Origin of the sequence: Ligilactobacillus saerimneri DSM 16049, assembly GCF_000423265.1 — a bacterium.
Lineage (GTDB): Bacteria > Bacillota > Bacilli > Lactobacillales > Lactobacillaceae > Ligilactobacillus > Ligilactobacillus saerimneri.
Genome location: NZ_AUHQ01000015.1, coordinates 19266 through 39936, shown reverse-complemented (window position 1 = coordinate 39936; position 20671 = coordinate 19266). Strand labels below are relative to the sequence as shown.

The following is a 20671-nucleotide window of genomic DNA, read 5'->3' as shown; positions in this document are numbered from 1 at the left end:
AACGTGTCCTTGAAAATCTAACTTTTAAGGACACGTCTTTCTATGCTTGTTTTTGTGGTTGATGATGCCGGGCAAAAATCACCAAAATAAAGTTAACTCCCAGCATTAAAGCAGTCGCCAAGAATACCGTTTGGTAGTTGAAAAGACCAGCCACTCCTGATCCAATCATCGGTCCGAAAACACCACCAGCAGCTTGGAATGATTGATTATAACTGAAGACTCGTCCAAAGGCCTTGCGGGGCACTACTAAGGTTAAAACTGTTTGGGCAGCAGGCATTAAGGCAGCATCTCCGATCCCTATCAAAAATCTCAATCCAGCTAAATTCCATGGTGAAGTAACTAGAAACATCGGGATAAACAAGAGCACTTCAGCGATCAAGCCCACGGTCAACACCTTGAGTGGCCCGATCCGGTCCATCGTGTGTCCCATTTGGCGGGCTGCTAATAAGGTTCCAAAGCCAGGGGCAGCTGCTACAATCCCACTAACAAACGAAATTGGTCCCTGATTGTGCATCAATTGCTTCACTAGTAGGGAGATAATCGGTGAAATCGACATTAGTGATGATTGGATAAATAAAGTCGTCATGAACATTGTTGCAATTAAGCCCTTGTGTGGGATGGTCTTGAAGATACTATTAAATGATTCCATCTTCTGCTTCGCAACTGGTTTAAAGTGTTCTTCAGTTGCGCCTACAAGAGTTAAAATGAAACAAATTCCCATCAGAATCCCGGTTAGCCAAAATGGAACTCGGTAGCCCCAAATACCTGCAATTGCTCCACCGAAGATTGGTCCTAATAGGTTGCCAGAAACCGAAGCCGTCTGCATTTCGGCCAAAACTGTCCCCGAGTGGTTATTCGGGGTTTCACCAGCAATAAATGCCACAGAATTATTGACATAACCTGAGAAACTTCCCTGAATAAACCTTAACAAAATAATTGTCCACACGTGGTGGGCAAAACCAGTGATGAATAAGGTAAAAGTCATCACTCCTGATGCCCGCAGGCACATTAATTTACGTCCCTTGCGGTCAGCTAGACTCCCCCAATATGGAGAAACTATGGCTTGGGCCAAATATGTAACAGAAAATGCCAAGCCTGAGTAAAAACTCAGCTGGGCGGTCGAGTAGTGCCCTAATGTTTCCATATACAGTGGCATAAAGGGCATTGTCATTGAAAAGCCCAAACCAGTAATGAAACTCCCCAGCCATAATGTATAAAAAGTTTTTTTCCAAGTTTTGGTGGGGAAAGTTTGACTTGCTTGTGAAAGTCCCATTATCATTCGCCTTCTCTCCTAACCGCTAATGGTACGCCCCCCTAATTTAAAATGCAAACTTCATTACTTAACCTTTAGAAAAAATAACAAAAACTGGTATGATTTAGATAACTAATTCATCTAAGGAGTGACATCGATGTCTTTATGGGATAAGTTGCGTGCCAAATTCACCTTACCGGCAGATTATGAATTACAAACACCTGACCTGCCACATTTCGACCCTAACGCCCCTATTATCCGCCAAGAATGCTTTTTTAGTGGTCGCGTCCAGGGAGTAGGCTTTCGGTTCCAAACAGCTGAGCTGGCCCAGCAGCTTGGCCTAACTGGCTGGGTTAAAAATCTTGATGATGGCCGGGTTCAAGCCGTTTTTCAAGGACCCAGTGATAAAATTTCTTTTATTAAGAAAGCTCTAGCACACCGCCCGTATATCAAAATCACCCACATCACAAGTTGTGAGCTAGCTGTCGTCCCTGATGAGCATACTTTTGAACCTCGTTACTGATACTAAGAAAAGGAGTTATCCCAATGATTAAGCCAATTGTTACTGATACTTTTTTGTTACAACAAAAATCCTCCCCAGCTCAGGCTACTGATCAGCAAATCATTCGTGATCTTTACGATACATTGGCTGCTCACCAAGACCACTGTGTAGGCATGGCAGCTAATATGATTGGTAGTTCCAAGCGGATTATCATCGTTCAACCTGGTCCCTTGCCCTTCGTTCTGGTCAATCCCACAATCAAAAAACGGCAGGGACCTTATACCACCAGTGAAGGCTGCCTGTCACTACCGGGAACTCGCTCCACTACCCGCTACCAGATGATTACTGTTACTTATCAGGACCAAAATTTCCATCCACATACTGAAACCTTTACAGGGGTAATGGCGCAAATTATTCAGCATGAGTTGGACCATTGTGATGGTATCTTGATCTAAGGAGGACCGCACTGTGATTACAATTGGTCTAACTACCTGGTCAGAACACCAGTCACTTCTGGCTAACCATCCACAACCCCTAACGTTAACTGAATATGCCGCCTTCTTTCCAACCGTTGAAGTTGATACAACTTTCTATGCCTTACCCCAGGCACAAACGATTCGTAATTGGCAAGCAGCTGTTCCCGCAACTTTCCAATTCATCTTCAAAGCTCCCCAAGAACTAACTACTCATAATGGAGTTTTAAGTAGTTCTGCTCTAAAGACAAGTATGGCAGCCTTCATAACATGTCTGCGGCCCCTTTTAGTTAGCCACCAAGTCAAGACGATCCTTTTCCAGTTTCCACCATATTTTACGGCAACTTCGGAAAATTATATCTACCTGCAGCGTCTCCGCCAATTGGCACCTAGTTTACCGATTGCCGTTGAATTTCGCCATGAATCTTGGCTAACTGGTCCCCAGAAAACACAAACGGTGACTATCTGCCATCAACTCCACTATACGCTTGTCGCTGCTGACGAACCCCACCACTTACCTGGTTCAGTTCCTTTTGTACTGGCACAGACTACCCCCAACCTTATTCTTATTCGGCTCCATGGACGGAATGCTGTTGGCTGGGGCAATCGCAGTCCTGAATGGCGTAAAAAAAGGACTCTCTATCGTTATTCTGATCAGGAGCTGACTAACTTGGCTCGATTAATACGAAAACATCAAACTGCAGCACAAGAGTTCTGCGTAATATTCAATAATAATTCTGGCGGGGATGCAGCCCCTAACGCCCAAGCTCTTCAAAGCGAACTTCAGCTTCACTTTGATAATTTAGCTCCTAAACCTCCAGAGCAAACGGATTTATTTTAAAGTAAAAAGACTGAAAAAATGGCTTTTTAGATGAAACTATAACCAATAACAACAGTAAAAAGCACTAGAAATCAACGTTTTCAGTAGCGTAATTTCTAGTGCTTTTAAATTTTTATGCTTTTTCTCAGTCTCGCCCTAGCTCAGCTCAACGACTTGCTGCAAAGGTTATTTCCACTAATCTTTAAACCGTTAAACTACGAACAACATCTAATGCTGCTTGGTAATCTGGTTCACTAGAGATCTCAGGAACGATTTCCCGATAAATTACATCTCCTTCAGCATTTAATACCCAAACACTCCGAGCATCAAAATCTTTAGCCTGAATATACAAACCCATTGCCTTCCCGAAAGAATGATCTGCATCAGATAAAAGTTTCATCTGCTGTACACCTTCCGCCGCACACCAATCTTTTTGTTGGTCTGGTGTATTAGTTGAGATTGTTAAGAAATTAACTCCTGGAAACTCATCCACATCCTGGTTGAACTTCTTGGTAGATAAACTACATACCCTAGTATTAATATCAGGGACTACGCTAATTAAAGTGATCTTTCCCCGAAAATCTTGCGGACCAAATTCTTGACCAGCTTCGTCCACTACTGTAAATAAGGGGAGCTGTGCCCCGACAGCTGTTGGTTCAGCATTAGTAGTCACAGCTGTTCCTTTAAATGTAACTTCCATAGTAGTAATTCCTCCTTATTACACCAACAATGGTATTACTGGTTTAATTATACAAATAATACCTGTTTTTTATAAACAATTAGCTTACGTAATTCTCTATCAGTAGTCTTTCTCCGCTTTTCCCTTAGTGAAATTTATCTCCTCCCAAATGGTATAATTTTATAGAGATAAAACGCATTGGGAGGATATAATGCAACTTGAAACTATTCATCACATCGCACTGATTGGACACGATTATCAACAAATGTATGACTTTTATGTTAATAAATTAGGCTTCAAAGTCATCAGCCAGCACGAGCGTCCAGCTAAAGAAGATACCATCCTCAATGTTCAACAAGGTGCTCTGACGTTGGAGATTTTTATCAAGCCAGCAGCACCTGCACGCCCTAGCCTACCCCAGCCTGAAACGCAAGGGTTACGGCACTTAGCCTTCAAAGTAGCAAGTGTCACTACTACTTTGCACCAATTCGATCAACTAGGAATCCCGCATGAAACTTTACGCTATGACGATTTCACTCACCAACCAATGGCCTTTTTCTTTGATCCTAGTGGTCAACCGCTAGAAATTCATGAGTGACTTTACGAAAGGAGTTTTTACTATGGCCTTTACCGTTTATCTTGTGCGCCATGGGCAAACCGAGTCCAATCTTAAAGGACAAAATCAAGGTTGGGCTGACACGCCATTGACTTTAACCGGAAGACGAACTGCAATTGAAACAGGAAAACGGCTCGCTCATATTCCCTTTACCAAAGCATTCAGTTCTGATACGGGCAGAGCACAAGCAACTGCCCGCTTGATCCTTGCTCAGAATGAATTAACTTCTTTGAAGCAACCTATTCCCCTAGTTTATTTTCGTGAACAGTACTATGGTTTCTTTGAAAACGTTCCTTATAAGCAGTTATGGGCAGCTGTCTTGCGCCATGAAGGTTATCGCAGTCTGGATAAGTTCTTAAATCATCATGACTTCAACCAAACCAAAGATAGCTTTAAAAGAGCTGATCCTCTCAGTTTGGCGGAAGATCAATATGAATTTTGGTCACGCCTCAACCGTGGATTGACTTATTTACGTGATCACTGCCAAGATGGAGACAAAGTTTTGGTGACCAGTCATGCTGAAACAATAGGATGTCTAGTTCAGCATTATCGCCCTGACCTAATCGCGAAGCGCGAACAAATGCCTGAAAATGGAGCGGTCACAAAATTAGTTTTTACTCCCGACAACGTTGAGGTTGTGTACTACAACCATTATCAAACAAACCAAACCTATTAACTATCCTTATATAGCCACCTTACTCAATAGTCATCACTTAGTAAGGTGGTTTTTCATTTCCACAGGTACGGGAAAAATATTGTTAAAACAAAAAATCCCCGCCACAAAGGCGAGGATCTTAGCAATTATTTTAATGCTAAATTTTTAATTAGTTAACGTGCACAGCAAATGAAGGTGTGTAGTATGCAGTGTTACCATAGCTTACGCTTTGACCTTCAGTAGGTGCAGCAATGTAACGACCATTACCAGCGTAAATTGCTACGTGGTAGGAACTACCACGGCTACCCCAGAAGAGTAAGTCGCCAGGTTGTGCTTGGCTAACTGGGATTTGAGAACCAGCTGATTCTTGAGCAACAGTGTTGCGACCGATACTCTTACCTGCTTGACCGTAAACATATTGAGTGAAGCCAGAGCAGTCAAACCCTTGAGGAGTTGTTCCACCCCAAGCATATGGAGTACCTAAGTAACGGTTGGCAATAGAAACTACAGAACCATTGTTAGCATATGTTTGAGTTGTAGCTGCTTGGTTAGTTTGAGCTGGTTGTGCAGCTGCTTGAGTGTTGTAGCTTGTAGTTGCCTGGCTAGTTGTAGCAGTTTGTGCAGTTGCTTGACTTGCAGTAGTTTGAGCAGCTTGTGCAGTTGCTGCTTGGTTAGTTTGAGCTGGTTGTGCAGCTGCTTGGGTGTTAGCAGTTTGAGTTGCAGAAGCAGTACCAGTTACCTTAAGGCTTTGACCTACATGTAACAATGAGTTAAGGTTCAAGCCGTTTAATTGTGCTAAAGCATCAACAGTAGTGTTGTACTTTTGTGCAATTGTCCACAGAGAATCACCTGCTTGTACAGTGTATGTACCAGTAGCCGTTGGTGCTGGAGTAGTAGTCTTTTCTTCAGCTTGGTTACCATCAGTAGGGATTTCTAATGATTGGTTAACATAAATCAAGTGTGAGTCTGCGCTAACCTTGTTTAATTTTTCGATTGATTGGATGGAAACACCGTACTTCTTAGCGAAGTTCCAAACTGTATCTCCACTCTTTACTTTAACAGTTGTATTGGCGCTGGCAACTTGGGATGAACCTAACAAAAGACCCATAGCCCCGATTGTACCTGCTAAAAATGCCTTAGTATTTTTTTTCAAGACTTTGTTCACTCCTAAAATTATTAGTATTCCTTACGACTTAATGTCCACATTATATATGAGCAGTGTTGCATCACGATGTTAGTAATATTACACCTGTATTAATTATCATTTATATACGTAACATTTAACGCCTAAGCGTTGCTATAATAACCTTTTTATTTTTTGTTTTTGTAACAAAAAACGTTTTCTTGACAGTAAGTAACTGCTTAAAAAAACCGTTTCAAACATGTTTTTTTACTTTTTTGCAACAAAAATCCTTATTTTTGTAAGAAGAAAGTTTTTGATAGTTGATTAACCACGATATAGACCTTAAAATATACGGTAACTACTAGTTCAACCGAGCTAATTAATTGAGATGGAAGTGAATTATATGAGCACAAAGTTAAAGGTCGGCGTTCTTGGTGCAACCGGAATGGTCGGTCAGCGTTTCATTACCCTATTACACAACCACCCGTGGTTTGAAACTGCAGTTGTTGCAGCCAGTCCACGAAGTGCTGGTAAAACATATAGCGAAGCTGTTGACGGGCGCTGGAAAATGGATGAACCAGTTCCAGCAGAAGTTGCCAACCTCAAAATTATTGATGTTAACCAAGTTGATGAAATCTGCTCTCAGGTTGATTTTGTTTTCTCTGCTGTTAGCATGTCCAAAGATGTGATCAAAAAGATTGAAGAAGAATATGCTCAGCATGAAACACCGGTTATTTCTAATAACAGTGCTCACCGCTGGACACCGGATGTGCCAATGGTGATTCCAGAAATCAATCCTGAACACATTGAGATCATCCATGCTCAGCGGGAACGACTAGGGACCAAGCGTGGATTTATCGCTGTTAAACCCAACTGCTCTATTCAAAGTTATACCCCTGCCCTTTCTGCCTGGCAGGAATTTGAACCGACACAGGTAGTTGCTTCTACTTATCAAGCTATTTCTGGTGCGGGGAAAAACTTCGCTACTTGGCCAGAAATGGAAGGTAATATTATTCCATTTATTTCTGGTGAAGAAGAAAAATCCGAAAAGGAACCTTTACGGATTTGGGGGCATATCGTTGACAAAGAAATCGTCCCTGCAACAACTCCTGTTATCACTAGTCAGTGTATTCGGGTTCCGATTCTCTATGGGCACACTGCAACTGTCTTCGTTAACTTCAAGAAGAACCCTACTAAGGAGCAATTAGTAGAGGCGCTGCGAAATTACCGGGGGATCCCCCAAGAATTACACTTACCAAGTGCCCCTGAACACTTCATCCAATACTTGGAAGAACCCGATCGTCCTCAAGTTAAGCTTGATGTTGATTATGAACATGGCATGGGTGTTTCAATTGGACGCCTGCGGGAAGATAGTCTTTTTGATTGGAAGTTTGTTGGTCTTTCCCACAATACCTTACGGGGAGCTGCTGGTGGTGGCGTTTTAATGGCTGAACTACTAGCTGCTAAGGGTTTTTTAACTGCTAAATAATTTCTATCTAGGATCCAATAAGACGGAGAAAACTATGTTTTCCTCCGTCTTTTTGTTTATCTTTTTATATTTCATGTCACATTATATGACATGAAAACTTGCTTTATGTTGTGAGAATAGTTTACACTAATACTCATAGTTACTGCTTAACGTTTTACCATAAAGGAGGATACGGTAGTTATGAACACTAAAAGATGGAAAATATGCGGTTACACCTTCCTACTGATGTTAGGAATTATTACAGGAATATTGGGGGTACACAATCAGCAGGCTCGCGCTGATGAACCAACATACACAATCGCAACCAATAATACCTTTGCTCCTTTTGCAATCCAAGATAGCCAGGGAACATATAAAGGTAAAAATCCTGGTATTGAAATTGAAATGTTACAACAAATTGCTCAACATGAACACTTCAAGTACACATTAAAACCAATGAGTTTTGATGGTGACTTGCAAGCTTTAGAATCCGGGCAGGTTGATGCCATCATGGCCGGAATGAGTGTTACCGATGAACGAAAACAAAAATATGATTTTTCTCGTTCCTACTATACTAGTGGTGTTGTAATGGCTGTTGCTAAAGATAGTAAGATCACTAGTCTTAGCCAGCTCAAAGGCAAAGTTGTCTCTAGTAAACCCGGAACAAGTGCTGCTATTTACTTAAAGAAGAATCAAGCAAAGTACGGTTACAAGATTAAATATTTCGATTCTTCTAACACAATGTGGAATGACGTAAAAATTGGCAATACCAGTGCTACCTTCGATGATGAACCTGTTATTCGCTACGGAATCAAACAGGGAATGCCACTCAAAGTTGTTTCTAAAAAGGCTATCGATTCCCAACCAGTGGCAATTGCTTTTCAAAAAGATAAGAACCTAGCTTTCCAAGCTAAAGTCAACGATGGTATTAAATGGATGCAAAAAACTGGGCGCTTACAAAAATTGGTTGATAAGTACACTAAGAGTAATGTCACTAATAAAAAAACTAGTGATACTAGTTTCTTAGGTTTAATCAAGGCTAATCGGGCCGCCCTCCTCAATGGTTTATGGCAAACAATCCAATTAACCGTAATCGGCATTCTCTGCGCTTTAGTTTTTGGCTTAATCCTTGGAGTACTAGGAATTATGCAAAACAAAGGTGCCCAGGCATTATCAAGTACAATCATTTACGTCTTTCGGGGGCTGCCAATGATCGTCTTAGCCTTCTTCATTTACATGGGAATTCCTAACCTCACAGGTCATAAGATTCCACTTTTCACTGCTGGTATTTTAACTCTAATGTTAGATGAAGGAGCTTATATTGGTGCCATCGTCAAAGGCGGCTTCGATGCTGTCGATCAAGGGCAATGGGAAGCAGCCCGCTCCCTAGGGTTGCCCTACCATAAAGCACTACGCAAGGTTATTGCTCCGCAAGGATTGAAGATTATGGTGCCATCATTGGTCAACCAATTCATCATTACTTTGAAAGATACTTCTATTCTCTCAGCTATTGGGGTTATGGAACTGACCCAAACGGGGACGGTTATTATTTCTCAAAACATGGAAGGTTTCAAAATGTGGCTGATCATCGGCATGATTTATGTCATCATCATTACTTTACTCACATGGTTATCTAAATATATTCAAAAAAGGATGGGATAAACAATGACACAGGCAGAACAATATAAAGTCCAAGTGACTGATCTCCACAAAAGTTATGGCAAAAATGAAGTTCTCACTGGAATCAGCCTCAATGTTAAACCCAGCGAAGTTGTCTGCATGATTGGCCCATCCGGGTCAGGGAAAAGTACATTTCTTCGTTGCATTAACAAACTAGAAGAAGCCAACAGCGGACAGATCATCGTTGATGGCCACGACATCACTGATCCACAAACTGATATCAATAAAGTACGCGAAAATATCGGCATGGTGTTTCAGCACTTCAACCTTTTCCCGAACATGTCAGTTCTTGACAATATCACGCTTGCCCCGATTGAACTCCACAAAGCTACTCCTGAGCAAGCTAAGAAAGATGCGCTCCACTATTTAGAACTAGTAGGGCTTAAAGATAAGGCTAATGTCCGTCCGCAAACTCTTTCTGGGGGGCAAAAGCAACGGGTCGCTATCGCACGAGCATTAGCAATGAAACCTGACGTCATGCTCTTTGATGAACCAACCAGTGCATTAGACCCAGAAATGGTTGGCGACGTTCTTCAAGTTATGAAAGATCTAGCTAACGATGGGATGACGATGATTGTGGTAACTCATGAAATGGGATTTGCCAAGCAGGTTGCCGATCGGGTGGTCTTTTTCCACGACGGTAAAATTCGGGAACAAGGAACCCCTGAAGAAATCTTTACCAATCCACAACACCCTGATACTAAGAGCTTCCTCGACAAAGTGCTTAATATCTAAAATTTGATAAATGAGAGGTTGGAAAAAACAGCTTTTTAAATAAAACCATAGCAAACAGCAAAAAGCACTAGAAATCAACGTTTTCGGTAACGTGGTTGCTAGTGCTTTTTAAATTCCTTAGACTTTTCCAGCATCTCGGTCTTTAGTCACTAAAGTTTTTTTGAGTAACGTGAAAAACAACCGCAAGTCTATTATCTAAGCTAAAACGAAGGTCGTCGCGCTTTGCACCAACCATCGTCTTAGCTTAGCCCACCGCCTTACCACGAAAATCATTTTCTACTCACATTTAAGTTTTTTTAGCATTATCCCTCGTTATAGTTCACACAAAAATTCTCTTGGTATAATAATCTTAATTGGAGGGATTAATCATGAGTATCTATGGCGAATATCACACTACCTTAACTACTTTACTGACAGAGGTGCAAAGGCGTATTCTAGCCGCTAATCAAGAAATGCAACAAAACGGTCAACCCAAACTCTTTGAACATCTAATCGGTCGGGTAAAGACTCCTGCTAGTATGGAAGAAAAGTGTCTCCGCAAAGGATACCCGGTAACAATGACTTCGGCCCTGCGTAAATGTAAAGATGCTGTGGGTATTCGTATTGTGTGTAACTTCATTGACGACATTGATCGCTGCCTAGAGTATTTCAAACACGCTTCGTGGTGCTCAATCGTTCAAGAAAAAGATTACATTAAAAATGCCAAACCTAATGGCTACCGAAGCTACCATATTATTCTTGATGTTGTCACTCCTCACGTTGATATTGATGGTCATACTCCGGGACACTACTTTGTTGAAGTCCAGCTGCGCACAATCGCAATGGACTCGTGGGCCAGTTTAGAACACGAAATGAAATATAAACATAATATCGCTAATCCCCAACGGATTGAAAAAGAGCTCAAGCGTTGCGCCGATCAATTGGCATCATGCGATGTTCAAATGCAAACGATTCGGCAGTTAATCAATGCCGCTGATTAGATAAAAGGAAGTGAATTATTATGCGTATTCTCCTCGCTGAAGATGAAGAACAACTCGCTCGGGTCGTCACAATGGCGATCCAGAGTCTAAATTATACCGTTGATGTTGCCCATAACGGCCAAGAAGCCGTCGACTTAGCAGCAACCAACGCTTACGACGCGATCATTCTCGATATTATGATGCCAGTTAAAGATGGCATTACAGCTTTGAAAGAAATCCGGGCTCGGGGTGACAGGACATATATTATGATGTTAACTGCTAAAGCCGAAATTGATGACCGCGTTTTAGGGTTGGACACCGGTGCTGATGACTACCTCACCAAGCCCTTCTCCCTTAAAGAACTGCTAGCACGATTACGTTCTATCGAACGGCGCAATGAAGCTTACGATACCGATACTTTAACTTTTGGCGACCTATCTTTGGATACTAACGAAGGGACCCTAGTTAGTCACAACTCAATTAGCCTCTCCCCCAAAGAAACTCGGATGCTCCAATATCTAGTGCTTAATGCTGAAAAAGAACTCAGTGTCACGACACTTCTCACCCATACCTGGGATGACGATGATGAAGAAGCTGATGAAGATGACGTTTGGTTCACCATCTCTTACCTACGTCAGAAGTTAGCTGCCATTGGTTCAACCGTCTCCATTATCGGCGCACAGGTTGGTCCCTTTAAGCTCCAAGCACCGCCAGCTTCAGCTTAGGAGGTGAGCATATGATTCGTCATTTTCGTAATCGTTTCATTCTCATCTCTAGTACCGCTCTGTTAGCCGTCCTTCTAACCTTAATCGGAGGGATCTCAGCTCTAACCTACTATCGTAGTCAAAAAGTTGTCGACAACGTTTTAACAATGTTAATTGCTCAAGATGGTAGTCTGAACCGTAAAGCAGCCAACCAACAACCCCGCAATGATTTTTTCAAAACACAACCGACTCGGGAAGGAATTTTTCAATATCGTTACTTTAGTGCAACGATTGACAACAAAACCAACAAAGTCTTTATTGATGACAGCCATATCATGACTGTTCCTCCCACAACGATTAGAACGTTTGCTCAACAAGTTAAAAACACCCCTAAATTAGAAGGGAATGTTTACTATCAAAAAACCGCCTATGCTTACCGGATAAAAAAGACTAAAAAGCAAACATTGATTGTATTCTTGGATAAATCTATCCTGACAGCCGAAACCCGCGAAATCATCCGTTTTACCGTTATTGTAGGGATCATCAGCATGATTTTGTATACTGGCCTTTTGATTGGTTTTTCCAAACGAGCTATTAGACCTATTATCCAAGCTGAAAAACGTCAAAAAGAATTCATTACCAACGCAGGCCATGAGCTTAAAACTCCTCTGACCATCATTTCCGCTAATACAGAGATGCAGGAAATGCTTTCTGGGGAAACTGAGCTGACCACTAGTAATAAGCAACAGGTCACCCGCTTAACTCGTCTCGTCAATGAGCTGATCTCCTTGGCACGAATGGAAGAGCATCCCCAAATCACCCTGACTGCTGTCAACGCTACTGATACAGTGACTGAGATCGCTAATAGTTTCCGAGGGGTTGCTGATCAAAATTCTAAGAAACTAGAAGCTTTTGTTGATGACGATATCCAAATTAAAGCCGACCAAAACTACTTTTATGAACTAGTCAACATTTTGCTCGACAATGCCGTTAAGTATTGCGATGAACAAGGAACTATCTCTATCACCCTGCACAAGAATCCTGTTACTAAAAATGCCATTTTGACTGTTGCTAATACTTATGCTGCCGGTAAAGACCAAGACTATACAAAGTTTTTTGACCGCTTCTACCGTGGTGATTCTTCCCATCACAGTCATAATAAAACCCAAACCGGATTTGGCATTGGCCTCTCAATGGCACAGCGAATTGTCGCTTTATTTAAGGGCAAAATCCAAGCCAACTACAAGGATGGACAATTGCAGATGATTGTCACCTTGAAAGCATAAAAAATCCAGGTCTTCACACGAAGGCCTGGATTTTTTGCATGATTAATATTTACTACTTAGCAGTAACCTTTAAAATTGGATCAAAGTAACTAAGCTTTGGATAATCAACATTCCCACCATCAGTGATGGCCAAGTCAGGAATAGCTGTGATAGGTAAGAAGGAAAGGTAGAAGATTGGATCAGGGAGGCGACTACCAATTTGTTGAGCAGCTTGATCCAGTTCCACTTCCTTTTGTGCTAAAGCTTCTGGCTCTAAGTCAGAGGCGATCCCTGCGATTGGTAATGGTAAGAAGGAAACAACTTCACCGTCGATAACAACCACTTGCCCACCATCGTTTTCGATCAGGGTGTTAACGGCGAGAGCCATATCTTCCCGACTGACACCAGCAACCACGATATTGTTGTCGTCTGGGGCAGCAGTTGTAGCAATCGCACCTTTCTTAAAGGACCAACCAGAAATGAACCCCAATGATTGGTTACCATTGATTCCATAACGTTCTAAGACAGAAACTAAGGCTACATCTTTTTCCGGATCTGGTTGAACCACACCATCAACTACATCCAGCTCTACATCACGCCGCTTACGTACGAATGGTCCAATACTGTTAATTGTTTCAACTTCTGCCGTCCCATTAGTAATGTCTACGTGATATTCAAAGTCGGCTGCCGTAGTGAGGTCACGTTGTACAGTGTGCACCAGTGCGGCTGAGCGTTCTGGAATCTGGTAATCAAACTTGTTGACCCCATCTTCAGTCACGATTTGCCCCTTACTGATTACAGATTGAATATTAAATGTTCCTGGTTGGTCAACCAAGAGAATATCCGCATCCTTACCTGGTGCAATTGAACCAACTTGCCCATCAATCTTGCAGGCTTCAGCCCCGTTGATTGTTGCCATTTGAATAGCAGTCATTGGGTCAACCCCGGCCTTGATTGCTAAACGTACCATGTGATCAATGTGTCCATTTTCCAAGATATACCGGGCATTGACATCATCAGAACAGAAACTAGTGTGCCGAGCTGCACCAGCTGCTCCTTCAGTAATAGCACGGATGTTTTCCTTCAAGAATTGCGTTACAGCAGATTCACGGACTACGATGTGAATTCCTTTACGCGCCTTTTCCAAAAATTCTTCATGATCGTAACTTTCGTGGTCTACTTGAACCCCGCTCATCAAGAATTCATTGAGCTCCTTGCCTCGTGCCATTGGTGAGCAACCAAAGATTGGTTGGTGGTTCTTGCGTGCTGCCACTAAAGCCTGCATCGTGGTTGGTTCCTTAGTTTGGACCGCTTCACGAACAGTTTCCCAAACCCCATAACAGTTCTCATGTGTTTGGTATTCATCGTGGTCTGCTCCTTCAATGTTATAAGCAATAGTTGAAGTTGGAATAGTATATGGTGTCTTATATGGAATGCCCCAGAATACCTTCAATGGTGAAGCATCGACTTCAGCAAAGATATCATCTAACCCTTTCAAGCCTAAAACGGAGATATATTCATCAAAACCAGTGATGATGCTGGTTGTCCCCCGTGGAACAACAGCTTGTGCGAAGCGAGTCATTCCCATCTTGCTGCATTCAACGTGAATGTGGCAGTCGATCAAACCTGGTGCAAGATACTTGCCAGTAGCATCGATTTTCTTGGTGTCTTCACCAATATAATCAGAAACATCAGGATCTACCGCTACGATCTTGTCTTTGTAGACCGCAACATCAGCTGGATAGTATTCACCAGTATTAACGTTAATCAATGTCCCATTTTGAATAACCAAATCAGCTTTTTTCTTAGCAGCACCTGCATCAATATAATCTGCGAGCAATTCTTTTGTTAACATTCCGATTCTCCTTTGATCAAGGTTACAGTCAGTAATAGTTAAAATCTAAATTATTGTTTAGTGCAAAATGTTCAATACATATAACAGAAGGATAAAGAGCAGGAAGAGAATCCACATAATCGGATTGACATCCTTCCGCCGACCTGCTGCCACCATCATGATTGGGTAAGTCAAGAACCCAAAGGCAATTCCGTAAGAAATGTTGTAAGTTAATGGCATCCCGATAACTACCAAGAAAGCAGGCAATGCTACTTCGAACTTATCCCATTGGATATCACGTAAAGCAGAAACCATTAATACACCTACAACGATCAGTGCTGGTGCTGTTACTTGGGAAGTAACCACTGTCAGCAATGGGGAGAAAATCATACTGAACCCAAACAGGATCCCCGTTACCACTGCTGTTAAACCAGTCTTACCACCGATAGCAATCCCGGCTGAAGACTCAACGTAAGCAGCTGTTGGTGTAGTCCCCATGACAGCCCCACCAAGCATGGACAGGGAGTCAGCCATCAAAGCGCGACCGATCCGTGGCATCTTGCCATCCTTCATGATCCCAGCTTGTTGTGCCAAACCGATCAAAGTTCCGGCAGTATCGAAGAAAGCAACTAAGAAGAAGATCAGGACAACGGCCCACATTTGTGGACTAGAGAGAACAGACAGATGTTCTAACCCAACACCGAAAGTTGGCTTCATACTTGGAACAGTGGAGATAATGTGCGTTGGCATCTTGATCAAACCTGTTGCCAAACCAAGTAATGTAGTTGCAACTAACCCATAAAAGATTGAACCTGGAACCTTCTTAGCCATCAAAATCCCAATGAAGAAAACCCCGAAAATTGTCAACCAAGTAGTTGGAACAGTGAAGGAACCGATAGAAACCAAAGATGACTTGTCAGCAACGATCAAACCCCCACCTTGTAAACCAACGAATGCGATGAAAATCCCGATCCCGGCTGCCATCGCATACTTGAGGTCTTGCGGAATCGCATCAATGATAATTTCACGAATCTTGAAGAAAGATACTAAAGTAAACAGAACGGAAGCAATGAACACCCCAGCCATTGCCTTTTGCCATGGAATCCCCATAGCCAAAACAACTGAGTAAGTAAAGAATGCATTGTCACCTAAACCTGGTGCAATTGCAATGGGATAGTTTGCTAAAAAGCCCATCAATAAACAACCAAGAATAGCAGATAAGGCAGTAGCAGTGAAAACTGCCCCCCTATCCATTCCTGCATCCCCTAAAACACTAGGGTTAACGAATAAAATATAGGCCATAGCAACGAATGTTGTCAGCCCCGCTAAAAATTCACGCTTAACGCTGGTGTTATTTTCCGAAAGATGGAAAACACGATCTAACCAGCCAGTAACGCCCGACTTTGAACTCATTTCAGAATTCATACGATAAATACCTCCGTGTGATCAATAATTATTACACTGTGATTATGTCATACAAAAAAATGATCGTCAACCATTAATGTTCGTAAAAACCATTTATTTTTAATAAAGTTAGTGACGAAGGTTAATAAAACGCTTAAAAAGCGAACTATTTTTCGCTGGATTAAGCGTTAAATTATGTTTTATCTCTCATAGACATCACTAATTTTTGCTATAATAGTAGGTAAGCAACCGCTTACTTGATAGTTGCTTTTACTTAAAGGAGTGATTTTTATGGCCACTAAAACAAAGTTTGCGTTAAGTGACATTACGCGTGCTAATAAGATTTTCTCGGCAACCCGGACGACCATTGAAACAGCCTTCTATGGTAATAACGTTCGAGAAGTTACTACCGTGGCCGATGCGTATACCTTAGCTGCTCAAAGCCCTAAGGTAATCGTAACCGACCAACCGATTTTACATACTGATGAACTAGGTCTCCCCCCTCACGCCAAGATGCTAGTTGATAACCACGGGGCAATTGTAGGCCGGACAGCGGCTGCTCGGCATTTTATCAATAATCCCGCAGAGAACCCAGCTGCTCTTAATGCTATTTTGCGGGAGGCAATTTACAATAACCATCAGCGCAGTTTTTTCAAAACCAGCGTGATGGTTGGCTTAGATGAAGACTTCATGCTAAAAAGCCATCTGCTACTACCTAGCGGATATGAATTCAACCTTCTTTCTTATCTTTTGAATTTCCAAGCAGTAACAGCAGAATACACTCGACGTTATCAACGTTCAGTTCCATATAACGAAGGTGATATCTACCTGTATTGCGATCCGGAATGGCATGATGACCGTTATCCCCAGGGATTAGTAATCATAGACGCTGATCACAATGCAGCTGCTGTCTTAGGTTTACGGTACTTTGGAGAGTTAAAGAAAACGACACTCACTTTGGCCTGGGCCACTGCTCACCGCAATGGATATACCGCTTCTCATGGGGGCGAAAAAGCTATTCATTTCAGCAATAAAGCTGATAAAGTACTTGCCTTTTACGGCTTATCAGGTTCCGGCAAGTCTTCTTTGACGCATGCTAAGCACGATGGCAAATTCGCTATCACTGTTCTGCATGATGATGCTTTCGTCATTAGTCGTGAAGACGGCAGTTCAGTCGCTTTAGAACCCGCATACTTTGATAAGACTAATGATTATCTACCGGGCAGCAAAGAAGCTGAATATTTTACAACAGTGATGAATGTCGGAGTTACACTAGATGCGAATGGCCAAAAAACACTAGTAACTGAAGACTTACGAAACGGTAATGGCCGCACTATTAAATCCCGGTACGCGTCAACTAACCGAGTGGACAAGGAAAGTGCTCCTATCACCGATATTTTTTGGATCATGAAAGATGATAGTCTCCCTCCTGTACTCCGATTGGATGACCCGATTACCGCAACCACGTTCGGTATCACTTTAGCCACTAAGCGTTCGAGTGCTGAAAATGTTGACCCCGCTAGTCGTGATGCTCTAGTGATTGAGCCATTTGCTAACCCATTTAGGGCTTATCCTCTATCTGAGGACTATCATGACTTCAAGGAGTTATTCACTAATCATCAAGTTAATTGCTATATTGTCAATACAGACGCTTTTGGCGGACAGGATATCCCTAAGAAAGTCACTTTGGGTATTTTAGAGGATATTATTGCTGATCAAAAAACAGACCTATGGCGTCCTTTTGGTAATCTCCCACATATTAGTTACTTGCCTTTAACGGACTATCCAGTGGACTTTACTAATCAAGACTACTGCCACCGCCTTAAAACACGGCTAGAGATTCGTCTCCAATGGCTCCAAGATTATGCAGCTAACCACCCGCATGAAAATCTACCGAGTGAAATCAAAGAAACACTGATGAGCTTAATTGCTAACGTTTAAGCTTATATAACAAAAAGAGATCTGGCATTACTTACCAGATCTCTTTTTTGTGCTCAACTTATAAAAACATCTTCATTATGTGCTACTTAGTGTAGCAATATGGTCTAATTAATTATTCTTTCTTCTTTGAGCACCACTTAGCCCTACCAGTCCAAGTGCTGTTAATACTACACCAACTAGACCGGCATTGGTTGGGGTCGCATCACCTGTTTGAGCAAGCTCTTAGTTGGAGTGGTCTGAGCCTCTTCTTTAGCAGTTGCTGGCGCCTTCTTGGTTACTGCAGTTGGCGTCACTTTAGCGCTTGACACGCTTGCGTCCACTACTTCTTTATTCGTTGTTTCTGTAACTCCATCCTTATCAGGTGCTACTTGTTTTTCTTTTGGAAGTACAGTGATTGTGATGGTTATTCCTTGCTGCGAACCATCCGGATAATTAATCGTCATTATACCCGTAGTTTTTCCAACTTGATCAGTATCCGGTGCAACCGTCCAACCAATAGTTACATCATCAGGTAATTGCTCACGGTTCTTGATCAGATCTTCTGGATTAACATCTTTACCCTGAGTTACAGTCACACTTGTTGTTATGTCTGGATTGTTCTTCTCAGCATCTGTCCGGTTGTCCACTACCTTTACTGGGACATCAATCTCAACCGTTGTCCCATCGTTGAAAGTTACTACCGCCTTATAAGCTACTGGGTCCTTGGTAGTTGCTTCCAGGCTAGTGTCGATACTGTCGGCATCCTTCCAGATGATTTCCTTAATATGTTTGTCCGCCTTTGTTTCGGCATCAAATGCTTTATTAGCATCCGGAACTGTATTCAAGTTCGTCGTAACTTCATCTGGGTGTAAATTTGCCCCATATTTTTGCACATCAGTCTGTGAATAGTTAGCAGTATAGTCAGCCGTAGCAAAGTTCTGGGTATACTTTCCGTCTCGATCCAAACAGTTGGTGCTGTTGTCACAGTATTGGTATCCTTGGCCACAGCAGGTTGCTTCTGATCATGTTTGTCAGCTTCTGGCTGCACTGGCTCTACTCCAGTTTCTGGAGTAGTGTCTTGTTTTGCCAACTGATCACTATTATTTTCTTGTGCTGTTTCAACCGTAGTATTTTCTTCTACTGGTTCTGTTTTTGCTGTTGGCGCAGTAACTGTTGAATGTAATTTAACAGTATCTTCCTGCAGATCATTGGTTGCCACAACATCCGTAGTGTTATTTTCATGAACCGTTGTAGTTGTGGCGATTGTGTCAGCATGAGCCTTACCATTCATTCCTGAAAAGACCGCCCCGACTAATACCGATGCAGTTACTAAACCAACCCGATGAATAGAATAACGCTGCTTCTTATCACCATACTTTTGTTTATATTCCTGACGATTTTTGCTAGATAACATTTGTCTTCCTCCTCGTTATTCACAAAAATGAAAGATGCATTAATTAAATAAAATAATTGTATCCAAATTAAGTCTAGTAAAAATGCAGTTAATTTCTTCAATTAACATTAAATATTTATTCAATAATTTTTTATTGTGTTACGTAGAACTTTCCTTCTGTATATCCCCCAGTATAGCTATTATATAGGTATTATCACTCATTAGTCAGCAAAATGCTTTTATTGTATAAAGTAAATATTTAGGTGGTTTTTCATAAAACTAAAAATTAAATATTATCGTTACTAAACATATTTCTGATGAAGACAACGCCAATTTCAGAAAAGCATTAAAGTCCGAAATATTAAAAAAGAGACTGGATAAATTCCAGTCTCTTGTCCTAAATATTCTTAGCTTATTAGAGCTTTTCCTTGTTTACGATGTTCAAGTTTTCGTCCAAGTCATAAACAACTGGCTGACCAGTAGCCATTTCAACATTCATGATATCTTCATCAGAAATGTTTTCAATGTACTTAGTCAAAGCACGTAAGGAGTTACCGTGTGCAGCAATGATTACGTTCTTGCCTTCACGTAACTTTGGAGCAATTTCATCTTGCCAGAATGGAATAACCCGTTCCAGGGTAACCTTCAAGTTTTCACCTGCTGGAACAGTCCGTGGATCTAAGTCAGCGTAACGACGATCGTTCAATGCAGAACCTTCATCATTGGCATCCAATAATGGTGGTAAAACATCGTAAGAACGACGCCAAATGTGAACTTGTTCGTCACCATACTTAGCAGCAGCGTCAGCCTTGTTCTTGCCTTGTAATGCACCATAGTGACGTTCATTCAAGCGCCAAGTCTTAGTTTCTGGAACCCAGAGTTGACCACTTTCTTCCAATGCAAAGTGCAAAGTCTTGATGGCACGAGTTAAAACAGAAGTGTAAGCTTGATCAAATTCAATCCCTGCTTCTTTAAGCTTGCGCCCAGCAGCCTTAGCTTCTTCAACACCTTGTTCGGAAAGGTTAACATCAACCCAACCAGTGAAAAGATTCTTCAAGTTCCATTCACTTTGACCGTGACGGATAAATACTAATTTAGCCATTTAGTAAATACCTCTTTCTTTGAAAAAATATTTAGTGTAAAACTTACAGATTAATTTTACACTGAATCACATAAAATTAACAGTATT

Annotated in this window: 20 protein-coding genes and 1 pseudogene; 12 read left to right on the top strand and 9 right to left on the bottom strand. The window is 41.7% G+C overall.

Annotated elements, in window-relative coordinates; all coding sequences use genetic code 11:
- Positions 1-40: 40 nt before the first annotated feature.
- A complete protein-coding gene (locus tag G541_RS0105230) occupies positions 41-1273 on the bottom strand; it encodes an MFS transporter (RefSeq protein ID WP_027826741.1) in 1233 nt (410 codons plus the stop codon).
- A 136-nt stretch (positions 1274-1409) separates the two neighbouring features.
- On the opposite strand from G541_RS0105230, the gene G541_RS0105225 reads away from it, so the two are divergent.
- From G541_RS0105225 to G541_RS0105215, 3 genes are read left to right on the top strand one after another with little or no spacing between them, the layout of a single operon-like run.
- On the top strand, positions 1410-1775 hold the full coding sequence (locus G541_RS0105225) for an acylphosphatase (RefSeq protein WP_051174566.1): 366 nt from the start codon (positions 1410-1412) through the stop codon (positions 1773-1775).
- Between the two features lie 23 nt (positions 1776-1798).
- Entirely contained in the window at positions 1799-2209 is a 411-nt protein-coding gene (locus G541_RS0105220) for a peptide deformylase (protein ID WP_027826739.1), read from the top strand.
- A 13-nt stretch (positions 2210-2222) separates the two neighbouring features.
- The gene (locus G541_RS0105215) at positions 2223-3068 is read left to right on the top strand and encodes a DUF72 domain-containing protein (protein ID WP_027826738.1); all 846 of its coding nucleotides are present in this window, start codon (positions 2223-2225) and stop codon (positions 3066-3068) included.
- A gap of 181 nt (positions 3069-3249) precedes the next feature.
- Here the strand turns inward: G541_RS0105215 and tpx are convergent, their stop codons facing one another.
- A complete protein-coding gene (gene tpx, locus G541_RS0105210; protein WP_027826737.1) occupies positions 3250-3747 on the bottom strand; it encodes a thiol peroxidase in 498 nt (165 codons plus the stop codon).
- 190 nt (positions 3748-3937) lie between these two features.
- Between tpx and gloA2 the strand changes: the two genes are divergently transcribed.
- Positions 3938-4324: an SMU1112c/YaeR family gloxylase I-like metalloprotein gene (gloA2, locus tag G541_RS0105205; protein WP_027826736.1), complete on the top strand. Its 387-nt coding sequence runs from the start codon at positions 3938-3940 to the stop codon at positions 4322-4324.
- 22 nt (positions 4325-4346) lie between these two features.
- Positions 4347-5018 carry a histidine phosphatase family protein gene (locus G541_RS0105200; RefSeq protein WP_027826735.1) on the top strand — a complete coding sequence of 224 codons (672 nt, stop codon included), beginning with the start codon at positions 4347-4349 and terminating at the stop codon, positions 5016-5018.
- A 148-nt stretch (positions 5019-5166) separates the two neighbouring features.
- Here the strand turns inward: G541_RS0105200 and G541_RS0105195 are convergent, their stop codons facing one another.
- Positions 5167-6150: a C40 family peptidase gene (locus tag G541_RS0105195; RefSeq protein ID WP_027826734.1), complete on the bottom strand. Its 984-nt coding sequence runs from the start codon at positions 6148-6150 to the stop codon at positions 5167-5169.
- A gap of 373 nt (positions 6151-6523) precedes the next feature.
- On the opposite strand from G541_RS0105195, the gene asd reads away from it, so the two are divergent.
- The 6 genes from asd to G541_RS0105165 all read left to right on the top strand — a co-directional run bounded on the left by asd (position 6524) and on the right by G541_RS0105165 (position 12952).
- Positions 6524-7609, top strand: coding sequence for an aspartate-semialdehyde dehydrogenase (gene asd / locus G541_RS0105190; protein WP_027826733.1), 1086 nt, complete (start codon positions 6524-6526; stop codon positions 7607-7609).
- 180 nt (positions 7610-7789) lie between these two features.
- On the top strand, positions 7790-9250 hold the full coding sequence (locus G541_RS0105185) for an ABC transporter substrate-binding protein/permease (RefSeq protein WP_027826732.1): 1461 nt from the start codon (positions 7790-7792) through the stop codon (positions 9248-9250).
- A gap of 3 nt (positions 9251-9253) precedes the next feature.
- Complete coding sequence (locus G541_RS0105180) at positions 9254-10003, top strand: amino acid ABC transporter ATP-binding protein (RefSeq protein WP_027826731.1); 750 nt, start codon at positions 9254-9256, stop codon at positions 10001-10003.
- 368 nt (positions 10004-10371) lie between these two features.
- Positions 10372-10983: a GTP pyrophosphokinase gene (locus G541_RS0105175; RefSeq protein ID WP_027826730.1), complete on the top strand. Its 612-nt coding sequence runs from the start codon at positions 10372-10374 to the stop codon at positions 10981-10983.
- Between the two features lie 20 nt (positions 10984-11003).
- Complete coding sequence (locus G541_RS0105170; RefSeq protein ID WP_027826729.1) at positions 11004-11687, top strand: response regulator transcription factor; 684 nt, start codon at positions 11004-11006, stop codon at positions 11685-11687.
- Positions 11688-11698: 11 nt separating this feature from the next.
- Positions 11699-12952 carry a sensor histidine kinase gene (locus tag G541_RS0105165; RefSeq protein ID WP_027826728.1) on the top strand — a complete coding sequence of 418 codons (1254 nt, stop codon included), beginning with the start codon at positions 11699-11701 and terminating at the stop codon, positions 12950-12952.
- Positions 12953-13004: 52 nt separating this feature from the next.
- On the opposite strand, the gene G541_RS0105160 is transcribed toward G541_RS0105165, so the two are convergent.
- Together G541_RS0105160 and G541_RS0105155 are read right to left on the bottom strand one after the other, a co-directional pair.
- Entirely contained in the window at positions 13005-14786 is a 1782-nt protein-coding gene (locus tag G541_RS0105160; protein WP_009552057.1) for an adenine deaminase C-terminal domain-containing protein, read from the bottom strand.
- 57 nt (positions 14787-14843) lie between these two features.
- A complete protein-coding gene (locus tag G541_RS0105155) occupies positions 14844-16190 on the bottom strand; it encodes an NCS2 family permease (RefSeq protein ID WP_155824500.1) in 1347 nt (448 codons plus the stop codon).
- Between the two features lie 270 nt (positions 16191-16460).
- Between G541_RS0105155 and G541_RS0105150 the strand changes: the two genes are divergently transcribed.
- Complete coding sequence (locus G541_RS0105150; RefSeq protein WP_027826726.1) at positions 16461-18110, top strand: phosphoenolpyruvate carboxykinase (ATP); 1650 nt, start codon at positions 16461-16463, stop codon at positions 18108-18110.
- A gap of 108 nt (positions 18111-18218) precedes the next feature.
- Here G541_RS0105150 and G541_RS10795 read toward each other — a convergent pair.
- The 4 genes and pseudogenes from G541_RS10795 to G541_RS0105135 all read right to left on the bottom strand — a co-directional run.
- A pseudogene (locus G541_RS10795) lies at positions 18219-18284 on the bottom strand (hypothetical protein); the annotation flags it as partial.
- A gap of 2 nt (positions 18285-18286) precedes the next feature.
- Positions 18287-18736 (bottom strand): Rib/alpha-like domain-containing protein, encoded by a 450-nt coding sequence (locus tag G541_RS10730; RefSeq protein WP_338086456.1) that lies wholly within the window; start codon positions 18734-18736, stop codon positions 18287-18289.
- A gap of 194 nt (positions 18737-18930) precedes the next feature.
- Positions 18931-19503 carry a hypothetical protein gene (locus G541_RS10620; RefSeq protein ID WP_027826724.1) on the bottom strand — a complete coding sequence of 191 codons (573 nt, stop codon included), beginning with the start codon at positions 19501-19503 and terminating at the stop codon, positions 18931-18933.
- A gap of 394 nt (positions 19504-19897) precedes the next feature.
- Positions 19898-20584, bottom strand: a complete 687-nt coding sequence (locus G541_RS0105135; protein WP_009552073.1) for a 2,3-diphosphoglycerate-dependent phosphoglycerate mutase — start codon at positions 20582-20584, stop codon at positions 19898-19900.
- Between the last annotated feature and the right edge of the window lie 87 nt (positions 20585-20671).